Origin of the sequence: Streptomyces sp. NBC_00637 (assembly GCF_045161545.1) — a bacterium.
Taxonomy (GTDB): domain Bacteria; phylum Actinomycetota; class Actinomycetes; order Streptomycetales; family Streptomycetaceae; genus Streptomyces.
In genome coordinates this window covers 6,922,868-6,943,634 of sequence record NZ_CP109046.1, presented here as the reverse complement: position 1 = coordinate 6,943,634, position 20,767 = coordinate 6,922,868, and the positions used below count along the sequence as shown (strand labels likewise).

Below are 20,767 nucleotides of genomic sequence, written 5' to 3'. Positions count from 1 at the left end.
GTTCTCCGGATCGTCACTCTCCGCTCGCCGCGGCTGCGTCGAGGATGCCGGGCAGCGCCCCGAGGAACGCCTCCGCCTCGTCGTCGCCGAGGTTCAGCGGCGGCATCAGCCGGACGACGTCGGGGGCGGGTACGTTCACCAGGAATCCGGCCTCCTGAGCCGCCTTCCGCACCTGGGGCGCGCGGGGCTCGGTGAGCACGATACCCAGGAGCAGGCCCGCGCCCCGGACATAATCGATCAACGGGTGGCCCGTAGCCTCGATTCCGGTCCGCAGCTTCTCGCTCTGCCGCTTGACGTTGTCCAGCAGTCCCTCGTTCTCGATGGTGTCGAGAACGGCGAGTCCGGCGGCGCAGGCGACGGGGTTGCCGCCGAAGGTGGTGCCGTGGTGGCCGGGCCGGAGCAGCTCGGCGGCCCGCCCGAAGGCGATCGTCGCGCCCAGCGGCAGTCCGCCGCCGAGACCCTTGGCCAGCGTCACGACATCCGGCAGGACGCCCTCGTGAGCCTGGTACTCGAACCAGTGCCCGGTCCGGCCGACGCCGGTCTGCACCTCGTCGAGGACCAGCAGCGCGCCGGTCGCGGCGGTGATCGCGCGGGCGGCCTTGAGGTAGCCGGCGGGCGGCACCACGACACCCAGTTCGCCCTGGATCGGCTCGAGGACGACGAGCGCCGTCTCCTCGGTGACCGCGGCGGCCAGCGCCTGCGCGTCGCCGAACGGCACATGGGTGACGTCGCCGGGCAGGGGCAGGAAGGGGTCCCGCTTGGCGGGCTGGCCGGTGAGCGCGAGGGCGCCCATGGTCCGGCCGTGGAAGGCGCCCTCGGTGGCGACGACGTGGGTGCGCCCGGTCAGCCGGCCGATCTTGAAGGCGGCCTCGTTGGCCTCGGCGCCGGAGTTGCAGAAGAAGACCCGTCCGTCCCGGCCGAAGTGCTGGAGCAGCCGTTCGGCGAGCGTGACGGTGGGCTCGGCCATGAAGAAGTTGGAGATGTGGCCGAGGGAGCCGATCTGCCGGCTGACGGCCTCGACGACGGCCGGGTGGGCGTGGCCGAGCGCGTTGACCGCGATGCCGCCGACGAAGTCGAGGTACTCCTTGCCGTCGGCGTCCCAGACCCGGCTGCCCGCGCCGCGCACGAGGGGCAGCAGCGGGGTGCCGTAGTTGTTCATGAGCGCGCCCTGCCACCGCGCGGTCAGTTCCTCGTTGCTCATGACGGCTCCCCCTGTGCGTCCGGCTGTGCGGCCGGCTCTGCGTGCGGCTTCTCGTCGGGCACGACCATCGTGCCGATGCCCTCGTCGGTGAAGATCTCCAGCAGGATCGAGTGCTGGACCCGCCCGTCGATGACGCGGGCGGTGTTCACGCCGTTGCGTACGGCGTGCAGACAGCCCTCCATCTTCGGGACCATCCCGGAGCTCAGCTCCGGCAGCAGCTTCTCGAGCTGGGACGCGGTGAGGCGGCTGATCACCTCGTCGCTGTCGGGCCAGTCCTCGTAGAGGCCCTCGACGTCCGTGAGGACCATGAGGGTCTCGGCGCCCAGTGCCGCAGCGAGTGCCGCAGCCGCCGTATCAGCATTGACGTTGTAGACATGTCCGTCGTCCTCGGAGCGGGCGATCGAGGAGACGACCGGGATGCGGCCGTCGGCGAGCAGCGCCTCGATGGCGCCCGTGTCGATCGCGGTGATCTCGCCGACCCGCCCGATGTCGACCAACTCGCCGTCGATCTCGGGCCGGTGCTTGACGGCGGTGATGGTGTGCGCGTCCTCGCCGGTCAACCCGACGGCGAGCGGCCCGTGCTGGTTCAGCAGCCCGACCAGCTCGCGCTGGACCTGCCCGGCGAGCACCATCCGTACGACGTCCATGGCGTCCTCGGTGGTGACCCGCAGGCCGGCCTTGAACTCGCTGACGATGCCGTGCCTGTCGAGGGCGGCGCTGATCTGCGGGCCGCCGCCGTGCACGACGACGACATGGAGGCCGGCGTGCCTGAGGAAGACGACGTCCTGGGCGAAGGCGGCCTTCAGGTCCTCGTCGATCATGGCGTTGCCGCCGAACTTGATGACGACGGTCCTGCCGTTGTGCCGGGTCAGCCAGGGCAGCGCCTCGATGAGGATCTGGGCCTTGGGCAGGGCGGTGTGCTTGCGGGTAGTGCTCACGACGAGTACGCGCTGTTCTCGTGGACGTAGTCTGCGGTGAGGTCGTTGGTCCAGATGGTGGCCGTCTCGGAGCCGGCGGCGAGGTCGGCGACGATGTGCACCTCGCGGTAGCGCATGTCGACCTTCTCTCGGTCCTCCCCGACGCCGCCGTTCTTGCAGACCCAGACGCCGTTGATCGCGACGTTGAGCCGGTCGGGCTCGAAGACGGCGCCGGTCGTGCCGATCGCGGAGAGCACCCGGCCCCAGTTGGGGTCCTCGCCGTGGATCGCGCACTTGAGGAGGTTGTTGCGGGCGATGGAGCGGCCCACCTCGACGGCGTCGTCCTCGCTCGCGGCGTTGACGACCTCGATCCTGATGTCCTTGCCGGCGCCCTCGGCGTCCCGGATCAGCTGCTGGCCGAGGTCGTCGCAGACGGCCCGTACCGCGTCGGCGAACTCCTCGTACGGCGGGGTGACCGCGGAGGCCCCGGAGGCCAGCAGCAGCACGGTGTCGTTGGTCGACATGCAGCCGTCGGAGTCGACACGGTCGAAGGTGACCTTGGTCGCGGCGCGCAGCGCCCGGTCCAGGGTCTCGGCGTCGAGGTCGGCGTCGGTGGTGAGGACGACCAGCATGGTGGCGAGGCCGGGGGCGAGCATGCCCGCGCCCTTGGCCATGCCGCCGACGGTCCAGCCGTCCTTGGCGACGACCGAGGTCTTGTGGACGGTGTCGGTGGTCTTGATGGCGATGGCGGCCTTCTCGCCGCCGTGCTCGGAGAGCTGCCCGGCGGCTGCCTCGACCCCCGGCAGCAGCTTGTCCATCGGGAGCAGGACGCCGATGAGGCCGGTGGAGGCGACGGCCACCTGGCCCGCGCCGAGACCCAGCACCTCGGCGGCCTTCTCGGCGGTCGCGTGGGTGTCCTGGAAGCCCTTCGGTCCCGTACAGGCGTTGGCGCCGCCGGAGTTGAGGACGACGGCGGCCAGCTCGCCGCTCTTGAGGACCTGCTCGGACCAGAGAACCGGCGCGGCCTTCACACGGTTGGAGGTGAAGACGCCCGCGGCGGACAGACGGGGCCCGTTGTTGACCACGAGGGCCAGGTCCGGGTTGCCGTTCTGTTTGATCCCGGCGGCGATGCCCGCCGCCGTGAATCCCTTGGCTGCCGTGACGCTCACGGTGCGACTCCGATCGTGGAAAGCCCGGTGGTCTCGTCGAGCCCGAGGGCGATGTTCATGCTCTGGAGGGCGCCGCCCGCGGTGCCCTTGGTCAGGTTGTCGATGGCGCTGATGGCGATGATGCGTCCCACGGCCTCGTCGTACGCGACCTGCACCTGAACGGCGTTGGAACCGTGGACGGACGCTGTGGCGGGCCACTGTCCCTCGGGCAGCAGGTGCACGAAGGGCTCGTCGGCGAAGGCCTTCTCGTAGGCGGCGCGGACGGAGTCGGCGCTGACGCCGGGCTTCGCCTTGGCGCTGCACGTGGCGAGGATGCCGCGGGACATCGGTACGAGGGTGGGCGTGAAGGAGACGGCGACCGGCTCCCCCGCCGCCGCGCTCAGGTTCTGGATCATCTCGGGTGTGTGCCGGTGGACGCCGCCGACGCCGTACGGGGAGACGGAGCCCATGACCTCGGAGCCCAGCAGGTGGGTCTTGGGCGACTTGCCGGCTCCCGAGGTGCCGGAGGCGGCGACGATCACGGCCTCCCGCTCGGCCAGCCCCGCCGCGTACGCCGGGAACAGCGCGAGCGAGACCGCCGTGGGATAGCAGCCGGGGACCGCGATGCGCTTGGACCCCTCCAGCGCGGCACGGCCGCCGGGCAGTTCGGGGAGGCCGTAGGGCCAGGTCCCGGCGTGCGCGGAGCCGTAGAACCGCTCCCAGTCGGCCGCGTCCGTGAGCCGGAAGTCGGCTCCCATGTCGACGACGAGGACCTCCGGGCCGAGCTGCTCGGCGACGGCGGCGGACTGGCCGTGCGGCAGGGCGAGAAAGACGACGTCGTGGCCGGCGAGGACTTCGGGGGTGGTCTCCTGGAGGATCCGGTCGGCCAGCGGCAGCAGGTGCGGCTGGAGCGCGCCCAGCCGCTGACCCGCGTTGGAATTGCCGGTCAGGGCGCCGATCTCGATCCCGGGGTGCGTCAGGAGCAGGCGCAGCAGCTCTCCGCCCGCGTACCCGCTCGCTCCGGCCACCGCCGCACGTACCACCATGACTCCTCCTCCTGGATGGCATGACTATACGTTTCCATGCACGTTTATGCAATCCATGCCGGGGCCGGCCCCGCAGCGATCTTTGCCCAGGCCGTGTGGCTGCGTAACCTCGGCCCGGTGATCGCCATGACACCGATAACCGGCCTTGACCTGACCGGCTTCACCGAGCGTGAGCCGGGGGTGTGGACCGACGCGGCGGGACTCGTCCTGTCGGTCCACTTCTTCCCGCTGATCCCGGACCTGCCCGCCGCGCTGCACGAGCCACAGCGGCTCGCGGCAGGGCTCGCACAGCTCGTGGCCGGGGCCGGTGGCGGGCTGATCGAGGCCGCGCCCGGCTCCGTGGACGGCGTCCCGGCGGTCCGCCAGCTGGTCAAGATGCCGCTGGGCAGCCGGCCCGGGCAGGCGTTCCTCGGCTCCTGGACCGTACCCAGGGCCGGATCCAGCACCGTCGTGAAGGTGCAGGCCGCCGGAGGCGCGACCACCGGAATGCGGGAGGCCGTGATCATGGCGGAGGTGGGCCCCGCCGCGTACTTCCGGCCCCACCCCCACACCGAAGGACAGCCGGGCGGGCTGCCGTCCCACGTCGGCGACGACGAGCGGTGGGACGCGCGGTTCCCCGAGCACCCGCTCACTCTCGTACGGGCCGCCCTGCACCGGATCACGCCCACGATCACCTTCGACGACCGTTTCAAGGCCCTGCCGTCGTTCGGCGGCCCGGCCGCCCCGCAGCCGCCGTCGCCCGGGCTGCCCCACCTGCCGCCGGCCAGGCCCGGCTGGTTCCGGCGCAAGGGCGTCTGAGCGTCCGAGCGTCCGAGCGTCCGAGGAGAGTGGGACGCCCGGCGGGCGTGGGCCGCGGCCGCCCACGCCCGCCGGGATCCGCTACCGCTGCCTGATCCGCAGGAACGTGACCGAGTTCGCCGGGAAGGTGTAGGTGAACTCGTCCGCGACCCCCGTGAAGGTGGAGGTCACCGGCGCCACCGGGGTCCCGGTCTCGGTGTTGACCGCGTCCGGCGCGGCCGTCAGCGTGGTCACCTTCGCCTTGGACGCGACCTTGGCACCACCGAGGTCGATCGCCGTACGCGCGTCCGCGGCCTGGGCGTTGACGACCTTGACGATCAGGTCGCCGGTCTTCTTGTCCCTGGTGACGACCTGGCGGAACGGCTCGGCCGGCTTGTCGTCGGTGAAGCTGCCCCACTCCTGGCCGTCGAGGTAGAGGGTGACCTGGCGGCCCCGCACCTTGACGTCGATGTCGTAGGCGCGGCCCGTCTCGACGGAGCCGGCCTTGGAGATCAGCGTCGACTTGCCGCCGTCGACGGCCTGCTCGACGGCGGACTGGGTGTTGTTCCAGCCGCCGAGGTTCCACCAGTAGTAGTTGCCGGTGTCCTTGACGCCGAAGGCGACCAGGAAGCCCTCCTTGCCGGACTTCTTGGTGGCCTTCACGTGCAGGTCGTAGTCGTGCCAGCCGGTGTCACCGGCCGAGACCATGGTGTTCTCGGCGGCGGTGTCGGTCTGCACGTAACCACCGTCCTGGAGCGACCAGCTGCCGCCGCCCGTGTGCGTCCACCGCGAGGCGTCGCCGGAGAAGTCGTCGCTCAGCAGCGTGCCGCCGTCCGCGCCGGTCACCTTCACGTCGTCGTACGCCGCAGCGGTGGCCCAGGTCGACAGGCCGACGGCGCCGGTGATGGGGCCCTGGAGGGAGGGGGTGCCGGTGGCCGTCGACGGCACCACCCGGTCGCCCACGTTCGTCATGAACAGCTTCTGGACCTCGTAGTTGGCCGAGTTCCAGGAGGCGTGGTTGTTGAACCACACCATGTCCGGGCTCCACTGCACGTAGTCCTCGTTCGCGAACAGCGGTGCGTAGGAGGCGAGTTTGACGACGTCCGCGTTGCGCTCCAGACCGGTCATGTAGGCCGCTTCGGCGAGGCCGTTCTTGAAGGCGTTGCCCTGGGAGGCGTATTCGCCGAGGAAGACCTTGGGGCCGCTGCGGTCGTAGGAGTCGTAGCGGTCGTTGTTCTGGAGGAACCACTGCGGGCTGTTGTAGTAGTGCTCGTCGACCATCGCGACGTCCGCGTCCCGGTTGAGCTGCCAGGCCGTGTCGAAGGTCGAACCCGAGTCGTCGGGGCCGGAGTTGGAGATGACGGTGATGTCCGGGTACTTCGCCGCGATGGCGGTGCGAAACTGCTCGAAGCGGGCGAAGAACTCGGCGGGCAGGTTCTCCTCGTTGCCGACCTCGAGGTGGGTCAGGTGGAAGGGCTTGGGATGGCCCATCTGCGCGCGTTTCCTGCCCCAGGTGGAGGTGACCGGGCCGTTGGCGAACTCGATGAGGTCCAGGGTGTCCTGGATGTGGCGCTTCAGCAGGGCGTCGTCGACGACGGCCTTGTTCTGGCCGCAGCCGGTCACCAGGGCCGGCACGACGGGCAGCGGCATCGCGCCGACGTCCTCGGCGAAGCGGAAGTACTCGTAGTAGCCGAGTCCGTAACTCTGGTTGTAGCCCCAGAAGTTGGAGTTGGTGGCGCGCTCCTCGACCGGACCGACGGTGTCCTTCCACTGGTAGGAGCGGGCGCGCTGAAAGCCGGAGGCCTCGCTGTAGTCCTGCATGGAGCCGGTGTTGACCAGGCAGCCGCCGGGGAAGCGCACGAAGCCCGGGTCGAGGGCGGCGATCTTCTCGGCGAGGTCCTTGCGCAGACCGTTGGGCTCGTTCTTGTACGTGTCGCGCGGGAACAGGGACACCATGTCGAGGGCGGCCGCGGCCGAGGAGCCCACCGACAGGCGGCCGTCGTCGCTGGTACGGGTGGCGGTGAAGGTGGCCCGGTACCGGGCCCAGCCGCCCTTGCGCACGGCGACCTCGCGGGCGGTGGCCAGCGCGCCCTCGGCGTCCTGGAGGCTCACGGTGAGCGTGCTGCCGCTCTCGGCGCGGGCCCACACCGAGAAGTCGTACTTCTTGCCCTGCTCGACCCGGACACCGGTGTTGTAGCCGGCGTTGGTCACGGTCGAACCGGCGCCCAGGGAGAGGTAGTTGCGGTTGCGCTCGTTGAGACGGCCGGCGTCGTCCAGGACCTGCGCGGTCCCGTCGACCGTCCAGGAGGTCAGCGGCGTGTACGACCGGTTGTCGACGGTGGAGTACTCGAAGGAGCGGTTCTGCACGAGTTCGGCGTACAGACCGCCGTCGGCCGCCCGGTTGATGTCCTCGAAGAAGACGCCGTACATCGTGTCGTCGATCTTCGCACCCTTGGCGGCGGGATCGACGGTGATGGCGTAGTCGGTCACCGCCTCGGCGTGCGCCGGGGCGGGGACGACGGCGGTGGCCGTGAGCAGGGCGGTGGTGGCGAGGCCCAGTCTCCAGCGGGTGCGGGTGGTGCTGCGTGACATGGATGACTCCGCGGCTCAGTGATGCGAGTTGTCTGTCAGGGAATGCCGGTTGGTCGAAATATCGGACGTCGATCAGCACTTCGAACGGCAAGATAGGGAGGAGGCCGAGGCGCGTCAATGGGGCCTACGACGACGGATGTGACGAAGGGCGGCACCGCATGGGCGAGTTCCGGCCAGTGCCGGACGTACTGGCGTATCTGGCGGGGAGCTGGCGGGTGCGGCGGTCGGTGCGGGACCGGGCGAGCGGCGGCGAGGGCCGCTTCGAGGGGGTCACCGTGTTCGGCGCCATGGCCGAGGACGGGCTGCCCCACGGCGGGCTGCTGCATCAGGAGTCCGGCACGTTCGTCTGGCTCGGGGTCCCCCGGCCCGCCGAGCGCACCCTGCGCTTTCTGCCGGGGCCGGTAGCCGGCACGGCGGACGTACGGTTCGCCGACGGCCGCCCCTTCCACGACCTGGACCTGAGGACCGGGCGGCACATCGCCGACCACCCCTGCTCCGCCGACCTCTACCGGGGTGAGTTCACCGTCCGGGAGGCGCACCACTGGCGGACGGTATGGCGGGTGGCGGGCCCCGCCAAGGACCTGCTGCTCACCACCGACTACGCACGACTGGGCTGAGCCGAGGCCCCTTCCAGTCGAAGGTTCCAGCGACCCGCCCGGCCGGTGACGGTCGTCGTCGACAGGGGGCGCACGTCGATGTTCCAGTACGTCGCGGGCGGCGCCTTCAGCGCGTACACCAGGGCCGCGCGGATCACGCTCGGCTCGGCGACGGCGACGATACGGCCGCCGTCACCCACCGGCCGGGTGTCGAGCCAGCCGGCGACCCTGGTGATGAACGCGAACAGCGACTCGCCGCCGTGCGGGGTGGCGAGCGGATCGGAGAGCCAGGCGTCCACCGCCTCCGGCTCGCGGGCCATCGCCTCGCCCAGCGTGAAGCCTCGCCAGCGGCCCATGTCGCAGTCCCGTAGCGCGAGCTGTACCAGCGGGGCGTAGCCGAGCGCGTCCCCGGTGGCACGGCTGCGCGGGGTCGGTGAGCAGTAGCGCAGCTCGGCGGCCGCGAGCGGCAGCAGAGCGTCGGCCACCTGCAACACCTCAGCCCAGCCGTCCTGGTCCAGCGGCCGGTCGTCCTCGAAGCGTTCCGCGAGCAGCGAGGAGCTGCGAGCGGCGGCGACGAACGTGACCCGAAGTGGCATGCGGTGATGGTGAGCCGCGTAAGTGCGCAGGTCAAGAGGCGTTGGCCGACGGCCGCAAGAAAACTTACCGGTGCGTCAGGACCTGCCGGACAAGTCGCCAGAAAACCGCTCCCCGCCCGTTGTGCACCCGTTCACACCGTCCGCCGGGCCGTCGCGCTCAGGCCGTCCCGGGCCTTTCGAAGATCAGCGCCATCCATTGGTCCGGCTTCTCCAGCGCCTCGAAGCCGACCTGTCCGTAGACGCCGTGCGCGTCGTGGGTGGCGAGCAGGATGCGGCGCAGCCCGTGCGACCGCAGGTGGTCGCGGACGGCGGCGACGAGAGCGGTCCCGAGGCCCTTGCCGCGCGCCGCCCGGTCCACGTACACGTCGCACAGCCAGGCGAACTCCGCGAGGTCGGTCACGACCCGCGCGTAGGCGACCTGCTCCCCCGACGCCGTGTCGTAGACGCCGAAGTTCAGCGAACCGGCGATCGCCCGCTCCTGCCGGTCCCGTTCGCGGCCCATTGCCCAGTACGCGTCCGTGGACAGCCACCGGTGCACCCGCTCGACGTCCACGCGGGCCGGATCGGCGGAGATCTCGTAGCCCTCGGCGAGGGGCGGAGTGGCGTTCACGGCGTCCTTGGTGTTCATGGCCGGATCCTCACAGGACGCCGTTCGTCATGTCGACCGGTTTGTGGGGAACACCTCGTCGCACGCCGTCCGCAGCCGCCGCACCCCCTCCGCGATCTCCTCCGTCCCGGCGACGGCGGCGAAGCTCAACCGCACGTGGGCGGCCGGGGGTTCGGCGCTGAAGTAGGGACGGCCGGGGGTGAGGGCGACGCCCGCGCGCAGGGCGGCCGCCGTGAACGCGCCTTCGTCACCGCCGTCGGGCAGCCGCAGCCACAGGTGGTAGCCGCCGGACGGGACGTGCGGGAGGGCCAGTTCGGGCAGCCGCGACCGCAGCGCGGTGGTCATCGCGTCCCGCCTGAGCCGCAACCCGGCGGCGATGGAGCGCAGATGGCGTGGCCAGGCGGGCGAGCCGACGAGTTCGAGGGCCGCTTCCTGGAGCGGGCGGGGCACGAAGAAGGTGTCGACTACCTGGATGGCGCGCAGGCGTTCCAGGACCGGACCGCGGGCGACCAGCGCGCTGACCCGGAAGCTCGGCGAGGTCGCCTTGGTCAGGGAGCCGACGTGCACGACGACGCCGTCGGGGTCGTCGGCGACCAGCGGGCGCGGCAGCGGCCCGGCGTCCTCGTGCGCGAGGCGCCGCACGAAGTCGTCCTCGACGACGAAGGCGCCCGCCTCGCGCGCGATGCGCAGCACCTGCGCGCGCCGGTCGGGCGCGAGGACGGCGCCGGTCGGGTTCTGGAACAGCGGCTGGCAGACGAAGACCCGGGCGCCGGTCGCCCGGAACGCGTCGGCGAGCAGCTCGGGCCTGACCCCGTCAGGGTCGACCGGGACCGGTACGGGGCGCAGTCCCGCCGCCCTGGCGATGGCGAGCATGCCCGGATAGGTCGGCGACTCGACGAGCACCGGCGCCCCGGGCGGGGCGAGGGCGCGCAGGGCGGTGGTGAGCGAGGTCTGGCCTCCCGCGCTGACGAGCACCTCGGCCCCGGTGACGGAACCGCCGATGGTCCGCGCGAACCACTCGCGCAGCTCGGGCAGGCCCTCCATGGGCGGCCGACCCCAGGCTCCCGGCCGCCGCCCGGCCCGGGCCAGCGCCGCGGCCATCGCCCGTTCCGGCTGCAGCGAGGGATGCAGATAGCCGCCGTTGAACTCGGTCACGCCGGGTGGCGGGGCGGCCAGCGAGACGGTGACACCGGAGGCGTCCACCGAGCGCGGGACGAGGTCGGCGGCGCCGTCCGCGCTCAGCGCGACCTCCTGCCAGGACGTGTCGCCCGCGGGAGCGGCGGTCACGCGCGAGGGCCGGGCCCGGAAGGCGCCCGCGCCGGGCCGGGTGACCACCAGTCCTTCGGCGGAGAGCTGTGCCAGTGCCCGCGAGACGGTCACCGGGCTCACCCTGAACCGTTCGACGAGGGCACGGCTCGACGGGAGCTTTCCACCGGGCGAGTAGCGGTCGAGCTCTCGCCGTAGCTGATCCGCCAGCTCACCCACACTGCTACGCTCTTGCATGAAGACACACAGTAGCGCTATCGAGCAGCCGGGGATAGCGGTCGACACCGCGGCCGATCGGTCGGCCGATGCGTCGGCCGGCGTTCCGGCCGGCACCCCCGCCAGGGACGCCGGCGCCCTCCCCACCGACTCCCCTGCCGGCGCCGGCGTCGGCGCCCCGGAGGCGAGCGGCCTCGGCACCCTGCTGGCCGCCCTCGGTGTCGTCGCCTTCTCCCTGACCTTCCCCGCGACCGCCTGGGGCCTGGAGGGGTTCGGCCCCTGGTCGCTGGTGGCCGTGCGCAGCGTCCTCGCCGCGCTCATCGCGGGCGGGTGCCTGCTGGCCCTGCGCGTGCCGCCGCCCGCCCGGCGGCACTGGGCGGGACTCGCCGTCGTGGCCGCCGGGGTCGTCGTCGGCTTTCCGCTGCTCACCACGCTCGCGCTGCGGACGTCCACCACCGCGCACGCCGCCGTGGTGGTCGGCCTGCTTCCGCTGACGACCGCGCTGCTGTCCGCCCTGCGCATGGGGACCCGCCCCTCCCGCACCTTCTGGGCGGCCGCGCTGGCGGGTGCCGCCGCGGTGGTGGCCTTCACCGTGCAGCAGAGCGGCGGCGCCCTGACCACGGCCGATCTCTATCTCTTCGGGGCGTTGCTGGTGTGCGCGGCCGGCTACACCGAGGGCGGCCGGCTGGCCCGGGTCATGCCGGGCTGGCAGGTCATCGGCTGGGCGCTGGTGTTCTGCCTGCCGCTCACGGCGGCCGGCGCCGCGCTCGCGCTGGCCCATGAACCCGCCCGCCTGACCGCGCACAGCGTGGCCGGGCTGCTGTGGGTCGCGGCGGGCTCGCAGTTCCTCGGCCTGGTCGTCTGGTACCGGGGCATGGCGGTCATCGGCATTCCGAAGGCCAGCCAGTTGCAGTTGGCCCAGCCCCTGCTCACACTGGTGTGGTCGGTGCTGCTGCTGGGCGAGCACCTCACGCCCGCCGCGCCGCTGACGGCCGCCGCCGTGCTCGTCTGCATCGCCGTCACACAGCGGGCGCGCGGCTAGTCACGGCAGACGTACCGTCGCTCCGCACCCGGTGAGGAGGCCCCGCAGATGCGCGCAACCGAGGGCGACCAGTTCGTCCAGCACGGCAGGGTGGTCGGCCAGCACGACAAGGTCGGCGAGATCGTCGAAGTCATGGGCCAGGGAGGAAATCCCCCGTACCGCGTCCGCTTCACGGACGGGCATGTGGGCGTGTGCTCGCCCGGCCCCGACACCGAGATCCGTCACAGGACGGCCGAGGAACAGCGATAGATCGGCGATATCAGCGCGGGGGTTCCGCCGGCTGCCGGTAGTGGTCGGCTACCACCCGCGCCATCGCCCCGATCCGGTCGGTCCGCACGTCCTTGGCGGCGAAGAAGACATGCCCGCGCACCTGGGGGTGGGCGGCGGCCAGCTCGAGGTGGTCCGAGAGTTCGGCCGGGTCCTGCCAGGCCGCGGGCTGCGCCGGGTCGCCCGCCCGGTACAGCGCCTCGCCGAGGTAGAGGCGGGTGCGGCTGCCCTTCGCCACCTCCGCCCACCAGGGCACGAGCTTGGCGTAGTCGGCGGCCGAGAGCCCGATGTTCCAGTAGAGCTGCGGCACGACGTAGTCGATCCAGCCCTCCCGCACCCACTTGCGGGTGTCCGCGTGGATGTCGTCGTACGACTGGAGCGCCCGGGTGTCCGAACCCCGCGAGTCGGTGGAGGCGTTGCGCCACACCCCGAACGGGCTGATCCCGAACTGGGTGCCGGGCCGTACCGCCTTGATCCGGGCGGCCGTCTCCAGCACCAGCTGGTCCACGTTGTCGCGCCGCCAGGCCGCCCGGCTGGGGAAGGCGCCGCCGTGGGTGTCGTACGCGGACCCGTCGTCGAAGGTCTGGCCGGCCACCGGGTACGGATAGAAGTAGTCGTCGAAGTGCACGGCGTCCAGGGGGTACTTCCTCACGGCGTCGAGGATCGCGTCCTGGACGAAGGCGCGGACCTCGGGCAGGCCCGGGTTGTAGTAGAGCTTCCCGCCGAACGACACCACCCACTTCGGGTGCCTGCGCGCCGGGTGGGAAGCCACGAGCTTCGAAGGGTCGTCGTGGGTCGCCACCCGGTAGGGGTTGAACCAGGCGTGCAGCTGGAGTCCCCGCGCATGCGCCTCCGTGACGGCCGTGCCCAGCGGATCCCAGCCCGGCGACCTGCCCTGGGTGCCGGTGAGGACCTGCGACCAGGGCTCGTACGGGGAAGGCCAGAGCGCGTCCGCCGAGGGCCGCACCTGGAAGATCACCGTGTTGAGCCGCCGGCTCACCGCCAGGTCGAGCATGGCGATCAGTTCGGCGCGCTGCGCGGCGGCGGACAGGCCGGGGCGGGACGGCCAGTCCCGGTTGGTCACGGTCGCCAGCCACATCCCCCGCATCTCGGTCGCCGTCCGCCGTTGTCTCGCGGGAGCGGCGGACGCGCCCGTCGTGGTGAACGCCGACAGCGCTGCCAGCGCGAACGCCCGCCGGGTCAGTCGACCCATCGCACACATCCCCACACACTCTGCGGATCCGCTCGGTCACGGATCGTTTCGCGCTCCAGCATGCCTCCACCCCGACGATCGATCATCGATACTTGCTAGTAACGTGCACGATCGGAGCAGGGCGGCCGGAACCCGGCGGACCTGCACCTGCCATCTGAGTCATCGCGGCGAAAGGGACTGATGTGACGGGCACCCCAGCGGGAGATCTCTCACGGGTCGGAGTGGTGGGCTGCGGCCAGATGGGAGCGGGTATCGCAGAGGTCTGCGCCCGCGCCGGTCTCGACGTCAAGGTCGCCGAGACCACCGGCGAGGCCCTGGAGATCGGCCGTACCCGGCTGTTGAACTCCCTGGCCAAGGCCGCCGAGCGCGGCAAGATCTCCGAGGAGGAGCGGGACGCCACGCTCGCGCGCCTCAGCTTCACCACCGACCTCGGCGAGTTCGCGGACCGGGACCTGGTCATCGAGGCCGTCGTCGAGAACGAGCAGGTCAAGACCGAGATCTTCCAGGTCCTCGACCAGGTCGTGACCCGTCCGGACGCGATCCTCGCCTCCAACACCTCCTCCATCCCGCTGGTGAAGCTCGCGGTCGCCACCTCGCGGCCCGACCACGTCGTCGGCATCCACTTCTTCAACCCGGCTCCGGTGCAGCAGCTCGTCGAGCTGATCCCGGCGCTGACCACCTCCGAGGGCACCCTCAGCCGGGCCCAGCTGTTCGCCGAGAAGCTGCTGGGCAAGCACGCCATCCGTGCCCAGGACCGGTCCGGCTTCGTCGTCAACGCGCTGCTGATCCCCTACCTGCTCTCCGCGATCCGGATGTTCGAGACCGGCATCGCCAGCCGCGAGGACATCGACAACGGCATGGAGATGGGCTGCGCCCACCCGATGGGCCCGCTGAAGCTGTCCGACCTGATCGGCCTGGACACCGTCGCCTCGGTGGCGCAGAGCATGTACGACGAGTACAAGGAGCCGCTGTACGCCGCTCCCCCGCTGCTCCAGCGCATGGTGGACGCGGGCCGGCTGGGCCGCAAGACCGGCTCGGGCTTCTACGCGTACTGATCACCCCTCGTGTTCCGTACGGGCCCGGCACTCCTCGGAGTGCCGGGCCCACGGCATGCACCGCCCCGGGAGCACTGGTCGCCACGGTCCGGTCGCCACGGTCTGGCGGCGCCGGCCCACCAGGCCACGGCCCGCCCCCGGCTCGCCTCGGCTAGCCCTCGGCGGGCCTGAGGTGGTGCAGCAGCATCAGGGCGGCCGCCATGTTGGCGGCCGGGACCTCCCCCCGGGCGACCAGGTCGGGAACGACCTTGAGGGGGACCCACTCCCGGCGGTCGGACTCGAAGTCGTCCACCGGGTGTCCCACGTACTCGCCGTGCTCCGACCAGTAGATGTGATGGACGGCGTCGGTGAGCCCGTTGGACGGCTCCACGCTCATCAGGTGGCGCAGCGGCCCCGGCCGCCAGCCGGTCTCCTCCTCGAGCTCCCTGGCGGCCGCGTGGGGGATGTCCTCGCCGTCCTCCACGACTCCCGCCGCGAGTTCCCAGCCCCAGCTGTCGGTGATGAAGCGGTGGCGCCACAGCAGGAGTACCTCGTTGGCCCGGTTCACGACCGTCGCCACCGCGACCGGCCTCAGCCGTATGAGGAAGTGGTCCAGGTGCCGGCCGTCGGGCAGCTCCACATCTGCCAGGTTGACGCTGAACCAGCGGTTTTCATACACAGTTTGTTCGTTCTGTTTCGTCCACTGCACGGTTCTGCCACCTTCCGTCGAGTGAGTGGCAATATCGCAGCAGGAACTGTGTCGGTGTCGGTGACCGGATACCCCGCTCCGCCTCGCCTACAGCGGTACGCGCAGTGCCCCGTCGATGAGTTCGGCGGCCTCGGCCGTGCCCGCGCAGCCGCTGCGCACCAGGTGTTCGCGCACCGCCCGGAGCCTGTCGCGCAGGCGCTGGGACTCCATACCCCGGGCCTGTTCGGCCATCTGCACCGCGGCGACCACCGCCTTGTCGGTGTTGCCCTGGCGCAGTTCGATCGTGCTGAGCATGGCGAGCCGGTGCACCCGCCCCCGGTCGTGCGCCGGGGTGTCGACGGCGGCCGCGGCGTGCTCGGCGGCGGCGGTGAGGTCGCCGAGGCTGAGCAGCGCCTCCGCCACCTGGACGTTGACCAGGCCCGGTTGGACATAACCGGTCTCGTCGGGCTCGCGTCCGCGCCGGATGTGGTCGGCGGCGGTCTCTGCGCGCCGGATGCACGACAGGGCGCTCGTGCCGTCGCCGAGGTGGGCGTACGCCTTGGCCTGCATCGCGTACAGGTCGGAGGAGAGAGCGGGCGTGATCTGCCGGCCCGCCGCCCGCAGCGCCGCCTCCGCGAAAGCGACGGCCTGCCGGTACTCCCGCATGAACAGGGACTGGTTGACGAGGAGCGCTATGACGTAGGCCCCAAGTCCCCGGTCCCCGCTGGCCTTTGCCAGGCGCAGCGCCTGGTGGAAGTAGCGCTGGGCCAGACCGTGCGCGTCCGAGTCGTACGCGCAGATCCCGGCGACCGCGACCAACCCGCCGGTGGCCCGGTGCAGTTGACGGCCCGTCTCGTCGGTGTAGCTGCCGCGCAGCAGCGGCGTCGCCTCCGCGTTGAGGAAGCCGACGATACGGCTGCGGGTCGCGATGCCGCCCGCCTTGCGGTACATCTGCTCGTAGTGGGCGCGGGCGGCCCGCAGCATCTCGATGTCGGCCGAGGTGACACGATGGCGGCCGCCCCGGGAGACGTCGACGTCCTCCGGCGGGTTCTCCCACTCCCACACCGGCATCACGGCCGGCGTGCCGGTGACGGCGGGCGCCCCCAGCAGGTGCGGGCGCTGCTGCTCGTCGGAGCGCCACAGGGCGGTGGCCCGCTCGACGAAGCCGGAGAGCGAGGTGCCGTGCGGGCCCGCCGGTTCACCCGGCACGCCGAGGCCGATGTCGTCGAGGGTGACCGGCCGGTGCAGCCGCCCCGCGAGCACCTCGCAGATCAGGTCGGGCACCTGGCCGCGCGGCCGCTGGCCCTTCAGCCACCGGGCCACCGCCGTGTGCTCGTACCGCAGCGCGAGCCCGCGGGCCCGTCCGGCCTGGTTGACGTGGGCGGCGAGACCCGCGTGCGAGACGCCCGCCTCGTCCAGGATCGCGTCGAGCAGAGTGTTGGGCTGCATGGTTGCCCCCCGGTGCCTCGGTGCCGTCAGACTAGTGGGTCCGTCCGCACACGGGGTGTGAACCGAGTACGCGCGTTCGCAGGGTGCGCGCGCTGTCGCGGAGCGTTTCCGGTCGGTTGACTGGAATGCCTCGCAAGAGGTTCGCCGGGCCGTCGGCTCCCCCTCATAAAGCGGCGGTCCGGCGATGCGCTCCGCCCCACCCGGCGAAGGCCGGCGCGTCGGCTGCGGGTGCACGGGTGCAGGGGGCGCAGCCCCCGCACTCCCGCGGCGCGGAGAACTGCGCGACCGGCCACGACGCACCCGCGGCCGACCCACATCCGGTCCGCAGCCCGGCCTACGACAACGCAGCCCCCGCATCCTGGGGATGCGGGGGCTGCGCGGAACGCGACCGGCGCGTCAGCCTCGGAGCACCGCTCCCGTCCGCTCGCCCGCCAGGGCAACCGCCGCATCCCTCGCGGCCGACGCCTCGTCGACGGTCAGCGTCCGGTCGCCCGCGCGGAAGCGCAACGCGTACGCGAGCGACTTGCGCCCCTCGCCGAGCTGCTCCGCGTTCTCGTACACGTCGAACAGCCGGATGCCCTCCAGCAGTTCACCCGCGCCGTCGCGCAGCGCGGCCTCGACATCGGCGTGCGGGACGAACCTGTCGACGACGAGGGCGACGTCCTGCGTGGCCACCGGGAACGTCGAGATGCTCGGCGCCTGGGGCGTGTCGTCGCCGACCTGCTCCAGCACGTCCAGGTCCAGCTCCATCGCCGAGGTGCGCGAGGGCAGCCCGAGTGCCTTCAGCACCCGCGGGTGCAGCTCACCGGCATGGCCCACGACGCGCTCGGCGCCGTCGACGACGACCAGCAGCTCGGCGCACCGGCCCGGGTGCCACGGCCCGTACTGCCCGCTGCGGACGACCAGTTCGGCCCCCGCCTCACGGGCGACGGCACGCGCCGCCTCGACGGCGTCGGCCCAGTCCGCCGGACGGCCCCTGCCCCACCAGCCGGCCTGCTCGCGGGCGCCCGCGAGGACGACGGCGACATGACGCGGCTGCGCGGGCAGCACGGCGTCCAGCGCGGCGATCTCCTCCTCGGTGGGGCGGCGGTCGACGGGCAGGTGCCCGGCGACGCGCTGCTCCTCCTGCGGGAGGAACACCAGCCCGGTCTCGAAGAGCGCCAGGTCGTGCGAGCCCCGGCCGTCGTTGCGGCGCAGGGCGGCCAGCAGACCCGGCAGCAGCGACGTACGGAGCGCGGGCTCCTCGTCGTTGAGCGGGTTCGTCAGCCGGACGACACGGCGGGCCGGGTCGTCGGCCTCCAGGCCCAGCTGGTCGAAGACCTGCTCGGCGATGAAGGGGTAGTTCGGCGCCTCGACATAGCCGGAGCCGGCCAGGGCGCGGCCGACGCGGCGGTGCAGGCGCTGGCGGTGGGTGAGACCGCGGCCCGAGGGCGGCTTGGGCAGCGTGGAGGGCAGGCTCTCGTAGCCCTCCAGCCGGATGACCTCCTCCGCCAGGTCGTTGACCTCGGCGAGGTCGGGCCGCCAGGACGGGACGGTGACGATCAGCTCGTCCTGCCCGTACACGTCGCAGCCGATCTCCTGGAGGCGGCGGACGACGGTCTCCCGGCCGTACTCCACGCCCGCGACCTTGTCCGGGTGGTTCGCCGGGACGCTGATCGTGTGCGGGGCGGACGGGGCGATGATCTCCGTGACGCCGGCGTCGGCCGTACCGCCCGCGAGCAGGACCAGCAGGTCGACCGTGCGCTGCGCGGCGGCCGCGGCCGCCTGCGGGTCGACACCGCGCTCGAAGCGCCTGGACGCCTCGGAGGACAGCTTGTGCCTGCGAGCCGTACGCGCGATCGACACCGCGTTGAAGTGGGCGGCCTCGATGACCACGTCGGTCGTCGAGGCGCCCCCGTTCTCGGCGGCCTCGTGATCCGCGATCTCGGTGTTGGCGCCGCCCATCACGCCGGCGAGGCCGATGGGACCGCGGTCGTCGGTGATGACCAGGTCCTCGGCGTGCAGCTTGCGCGTCACCCCGTCCAGGGTGACGATCCGCTCGCCCTCCTCGGCCCGGCGCACGCCGATGGTGCCCTGGACCAGCGAACGGTCGTAGGCGTGCAGCGGCTGGCCGACCTCCATCATCACGTAGTTGGTGATGTCGACGGCGAGCGAGATCGGGCGCATGCCGACCTTCTGGAGCCGGCGCTTCAGCCAGATCGGTGAGCGCACCTCGGGGCTCAGCCCGGTGACGGTGCGGGCGGTGAAGCGGTCGCAGCCCATCGGCTCGGAGACCTGCACCGGGTAGCCGAAGGCGTTCGGCGCCGGTACGTCGATCAGTGCCGGGTCGCGCAGCGGCAGGCCGTAGGCGATGGCGGTCTCGCGGGCGACACCGCGGATGGACAGGCAGTCGCCGCGGTTGGCGGTGACGGCGATGTCCAGGACCTCGTCGACGAGCTCGAGCAGCTCGATGGCGTCCTTGCCGACCTCGGTCTCCGGCGGCAGCACGATGATGCCGTGGCTGCCATCGTCGCCCATGCCCAGCTCGTCGCCGGAGCAGATCATGCCGTGGGACGTCTTGCCGTAGGTCTTGCGGGCGGCGATCGCGAAGTTGCCCGGCAGGACGGCGCCCGGGAGGACCACGACGACCTTGTCGCCCACGGCGAAGTTGCGCGCGCCGCAGACGATCTCCTGGGGCTCACCGGTGCCGTTGGCCGTGCCGACGTCGACGGTGCAGAAGCGGATCGGCTTCTTGAAGCCCTCGAGCTCCTCGATGGTGAGCACCTGGCCCACCACGAGCGGGCCCTTGAGGTCGGCGCCGAGGGGCTCGACGGTCTCGACCTCGAGGCCCGCCGACACGAGCTTGGCCTGCACGTCACGGCCGGTCTCGGTGGCCGGCAGGTCGACGTACTCCCGCAGCCAGGAAAGCGGGACCCGCATCAGATCTCCATCCCGAACGGCCGGGTGAACCGGACGTCACCCTCGACCATGTCTCGCATGTCTTCGACGTTGTGGCGGAACATCAGCATCCGCTCGATGCCGAACCCGAAGGCGAACCCGCTGTACTTCTCGGGATCGACGCCGCAGGCGGCCAGCACCTTGGGGTTGACCATGCCGCAGCCGCCGAGCTCGATCCAGCCCTCGCTGGAGCAGGTGCGGCAGGGGCGGTCGGGGTTGCCGACGGACTCGCCGCGGCAGACGTAGCACACCATGTCCATCTCGGCGGACGGCTCGGTGAAGGGGAAGAAGTTCGGCCGCAGCCGGGTCTTCATGCCCTCGCCGAACAGCGACTGGACCATGTGGTCCAGGGTGCCCTTGAGGTCGGCCATGGTCAGGCCCTCGTCCACGGCCAGCAGCTCGACCTGGTGGAAGACGGGGGTGTGCGTCGCGTCCAGCTCGTCGGTGCGGTAGACGCGGCCGGGGCAGATCACGTACACCGGCAGCTCACGGCCGAGCAGCGAGCGGATCTGGACCGGCGAGGTGTGGGTGCGCAGCACGACACCGGACTCGGTGCCGCCCTGCGGGCCCTGCACGAAGAACGTGTCGGCCTCGCCGCGGGCCGGATGGTCCGGGCCGATGTTGAGAGCGTCGAAGTTGAACCACTCGGCCTCGACCTGCGGGCCCTCGGCGACCTCGTAGCCCATGGCCACGAAGACGTCCTCGATGCGCTCCGACAGGGTGGTGAGCGGGTGGCGGGCGCCGGCCGGCTCGCGGTCGTACGGCAGTGTGACGTCCACCGCCTCCTCGACCAGCACGCGCTGGTCGCGCTCCGCCTCCAGCTCCTCCTGGCGGGCGGCGAGGGCCTTGTTCACGGCGCCCCGGGCCTGGCCGACCAGCTTCCCGGCGGCCGCCTTGGCGTGCGGGGGCAGGGCGCCGATCTCGCGGTTGGCCAGGGCGAGCGGGGAGGTGCCGCCGGTGTGGGCGACCTTGGCCTCCTGGAGCGCGTCGAGGGAGTCCGCTGCCGCGAAGGCGGCGAGCGCCCCGTCCCGCATGCGCTCGATCTCTTCCGGTTTCAACGCCTCGACCTCTACAGGGTCGTACGACTTATTCGGTGCCGACATCTCTTCCCGTGCTTCCGGTTGGCTGGCTGAAGGTCCCCGTCACCGACTCACGCAGAGGTCAGAGGGCCGTCC

The 20,767-nt window shown here is 71.9% G+C and carries 18 protein-coding genes; 5 read left to right on the top strand and 13 right to left on the bottom strand.

The genetic code is table 11. The features are described 5' to 3' along the window. Positions 1-13 precede the first annotated feature (13 nt). From OG440_RS30520 to argC, 4 genes are read right to left on the bottom strand one after another with little or no spacing between them, the layout of a single operon-like run. A complete protein-coding gene (locus tag OG440_RS30520) occupies positions 14-1,201 on the bottom strand; it encodes an acetylornithine transaminase (protein WP_406009979.1) in 1,188 nt (395 codons plus the stop codon). Next, positions 1,198-2,139, bottom strand: a complete 942-nt coding sequence (argB, locus tag OG440_RS30515; protein ID WP_406009978.1) for an acetylglutamate kinase — start codon at positions 2,137-2,139, stop codon at positions 1,198-1,200. The genes OG440_RS30520 and argB overlap by 4 nt, the downstream gene beginning before the upstream one ends. After that, positions 2,136-3,287: a bifunctional glutamate N-acetyltransferase/amino-acid acetyltransferase ArgJ gene (argJ, locus tag OG440_RS30510; RefSeq protein WP_406009977.1), complete on the bottom strand. Its 1,152-nt coding sequence runs from the start codon at positions 3,285-3,287 to the stop codon at positions 2,136-2,138. Before argJ ends, argB begins: the two co-directional genes overlap by 4 nt. After that, positions 3,284-4,312, bottom strand: coding sequence for an N-acetyl-gamma-glutamyl-phosphate reductase (argC, locus tag OG440_RS30505; RefSeq protein ID WP_406009976.1), 1,029 nt, complete (start codon positions 4,310-4,312; stop codon positions 3,284-3,286). The genes argJ and argC overlap by 4 nt, the downstream gene beginning before the upstream one ends. A gap of 126 nt (positions 4,313-4,438) precedes the next feature. Here argC and OG440_RS30500 point away from each other — a divergent pair, with 126 nt between their 5' ends. Next, positions 4,439-5,110, top strand: a complete 672-nt coding sequence (locus tag OG440_RS30500; protein ID WP_406009975.1) for a hypothetical protein — start codon at positions 4,439-4,441, stop codon at positions 5,108-5,110. Between the two features lie 81 nt (positions 5,111-5,191). On the opposite strand, the gene OG440_RS30495 is transcribed toward OG440_RS30500, so the two are convergent. Next, the gene (locus OG440_RS30495; protein ID WP_406009974.1) at positions 5,192-7,681 is read right to left on the bottom strand and encodes an alpha-L-arabinofuranosidase C-terminal domain-containing protein; all 2,490 of its coding nucleotides are present in this window, start codon (positions 7,679-7,681) and stop codon (positions 5,192-5,194) included. 158 nt (positions 7,682-7,839) lie between these two features. Between OG440_RS30495 and OG440_RS30490 the strand changes: the two genes are divergently transcribed. Beyond that, complete coding sequence (locus OG440_RS30490; protein WP_406009973.1) at positions 7,840-8,298, top strand: DUF6314 family protein; 459 nt, start codon at positions 7,840-7,842, stop codon at positions 8,296-8,298. Here the strand turns inward: OG440_RS30490 and OG440_RS30485 are convergent. From OG440_RS30485 to OG440_RS30475, 3 genes are all read right to left on the bottom strand, one after another. After that, entirely contained in the window at positions 8,280-8,873 is a 594-nt protein-coding gene (locus OG440_RS30485) for a histidine phosphatase family protein (RefSeq protein WP_406009972.1), read from the bottom strand. The genes OG440_RS30490 and OG440_RS30485 overlap by 19 nt on opposite strands. Before the next feature lie 157 nt (positions 8,874-9,030). Further along, a complete protein-coding gene (locus OG440_RS30480; protein ID WP_406011496.1) occupies positions 9,031-9,483 on the bottom strand; it encodes a GNAT family N-acetyltransferase in 453 nt (150 codons plus the stop codon). A 45-nt stretch (positions 9,484-9,528) separates the two neighbouring features. After that, positions 9,529-10,983: a PLP-dependent aminotransferase family protein gene (locus OG440_RS30475; protein ID WP_406009971.1), complete on the bottom strand. Its 1,455-nt coding sequence runs from the start codon at positions 10,981-10,983 to the stop codon at positions 9,529-9,531. Between OG440_RS30475 and OG440_RS30470 the strand changes: the two genes are divergently transcribed. Then, a complete protein-coding gene (locus OG440_RS30470; RefSeq protein ID WP_406009970.1) occupies positions 10,982-12,004 on the top strand; it encodes a DMT family transporter in 1,023 nt (340 codons plus the stop codon). The genes OG440_RS30475 and OG440_RS30470 overlap by 2 nt on opposite strands. A 48-nt stretch (positions 12,005-12,052) precedes the next feature. Further along, positions 12,053-12,253 (top strand): DUF1918 domain-containing protein, encoded by a 201-nt coding sequence (locus OG440_RS30465; RefSeq protein WP_406009969.1) that lies wholly within the window; start codon positions 12,053-12,055, stop codon positions 12,251-12,253. Between the two features lie 10 nt (positions 12,254-12,263). Here the strand turns inward: OG440_RS30465 and OG440_RS30460 are convergent, their stop codons facing one another. After that, complete coding sequence (locus OG440_RS30460; protein WP_406009968.1) at positions 12,264-13,484, bottom strand: glycoside hydrolase family 10 protein; 1,221 nt, start codon at positions 13,482-13,484, stop codon at positions 12,264-12,266. A 182-nt stretch (positions 13,485-13,666) separates the two neighbouring features. On the opposite strand from OG440_RS30460, the gene OG440_RS30455 reads away from it, so the two are divergent. Then, positions 13,667-14,539, top strand: a complete 873-nt coding sequence (locus OG440_RS30455; protein ID WP_267020825.1) for a 3-hydroxybutyryl-CoA dehydrogenase — start codon at positions 13,667-13,669, stop codon at positions 14,537-14,539. 151 nt (positions 14,540-14,690) lie between these two features. On the opposite strand, the gene OG440_RS30450 is transcribed toward OG440_RS30455, so the two are convergent. The 4 genes from OG440_RS30450 to pheS all read right to left on the bottom strand — a co-directional run bounded on the left by OG440_RS30450 (position 14,691) and on the right by pheS (position 20,695). Then, positions 14,691-15,227, bottom strand: a complete 537-nt coding sequence (locus OG440_RS30450; protein WP_406009967.1) for an NUDIX hydrolase — start codon at positions 15,225-15,227, stop codon at positions 14,691-14,693. Between the two features lie 87 nt (positions 15,228-15,314). After that, on the bottom strand, positions 15,315-16,655 hold the full coding sequence (locus OG440_RS30445) for a transcriptional regulator (protein WP_406009966.1): 1,341 nt from the start codon (positions 16,653-16,655) through the stop codon (positions 15,315-15,317). 396 nt (positions 16,656-17,051) lie between these two features. Then, complete coding sequence (gene pheT, locus OG440_RS30440) at positions 17,052-19,574, bottom strand: phenylalanine--tRNA ligase subunit beta (protein WP_406009965.1); 2,523 nt, start codon at positions 19,572-19,574, stop codon at positions 17,052-17,054. Then, positions 19,574-20,695: a phenylalanine--tRNA ligase subunit alpha gene (gene pheS, locus OG440_RS30435; protein ID WP_028807257.1), complete on the bottom strand. Its 1,122-nt coding sequence runs from the start codon at positions 20,693-20,695 to the stop codon at positions 19,574-19,576. Before pheS ends, pheT begins: the two co-directional genes overlap by 1 nt. Positions 20,696-20,767 lie beyond the last annotated feature (72 nt).

What these genes read in the sequence shown, in the direction of transcription:
- argC (WP_406009976.1), bottom strand. Translation starts at nt 4,312, where the DNA reads ATGGTGGTACGTGCGGCGGTGGCCGGAGCGAGCGGGTACGCGGGCGGA.
- OG440_RS30490 (WP_406009973.1), top strand. Translation starts at nt 7,840, where the DNA reads ATGGGCGAGTTCCGGCCAGTGCCGGACGTACTGGCGTATCTGGCGGGG.
- OG440_RS30470 (WP_406009970.1), top strand. Translation starts at nt 10,982, where the DNA reads ATGAAGACACACAGTAGCGCTATCGAGCAGCCGGGGATAGCGGTCGAC.
- pheS (WP_028807257.1), bottom strand. Translation starts at nt 20,695, where the DNA reads ATGTCGGCACCGAATAAGTCGTACGACCCTGTAGAGGTCGAGGCGTTG.
- OG440_RS30445 (WP_406009966.1), bottom strand. Translation starts at nt 16,655, where the DNA reads ATGCAGCCCAACACTCTGCTCGACGCGATCCTGGACGAGGCGGGCGTC.
- OG440_RS30460 (WP_406009968.1), bottom strand. Translation starts at nt 13,484, where the DNA reads ATGGGTCGACTGACCCGGCGGGCGTTCGCGCTGGCAGCGCTGTCGGCG.
- OG440_RS30475 (WP_406009971.1), bottom strand. Translation starts at nt 10,983, where the DNA reads ATGCAAGAGCGTAGCAGTGTGGGTGAGCTGGCGGATCAGCTACGGCGA.
- OG440_RS30485 (WP_406009972.1), bottom strand. Translation starts at nt 8,873, where the DNA reads ATGCCACTTCGGGTCACGTTCGTCGCCGCCGCTCGCAGCTCCTCGCTG.
- OG440_RS30520 (WP_406009979.1), bottom strand. Translation starts at nt 1,201, where the DNA reads ATGAGCAACGAGGAACTGACCGCGCGGTGGCAGGGCGCGCTCATGAAC.
- pheT (WP_406009965.1), bottom strand. Translation starts at nt 19,574, where the DNA reads ATGCGGGTCCCGCTTTCCTGGCTGCGGGAGTACGTCGACCTGCCGGCC.
- OG440_RS30500 (WP_406009975.1), top strand. Translation starts at nt 4,439, where the DNA reads ATGACACCGATAACCGGCCTTGACCTGACCGGCTTCACCGAGCGTGAG.
- OG440_RS30495 (WP_406009974.1), bottom strand. Translation starts at nt 7,681, where the DNA reads ATGTCACGCAGCACCACCCGCACCCGCTGGAGACTGGGCCTCGCCACC.
- OG440_RS30465 (WP_406009969.1), top strand. Translation starts at nt 12,053, where the DNA reads ATGCGCGCAACCGAGGGCGACCAGTTCGTCCAGCACGGCAGGGTGGTC.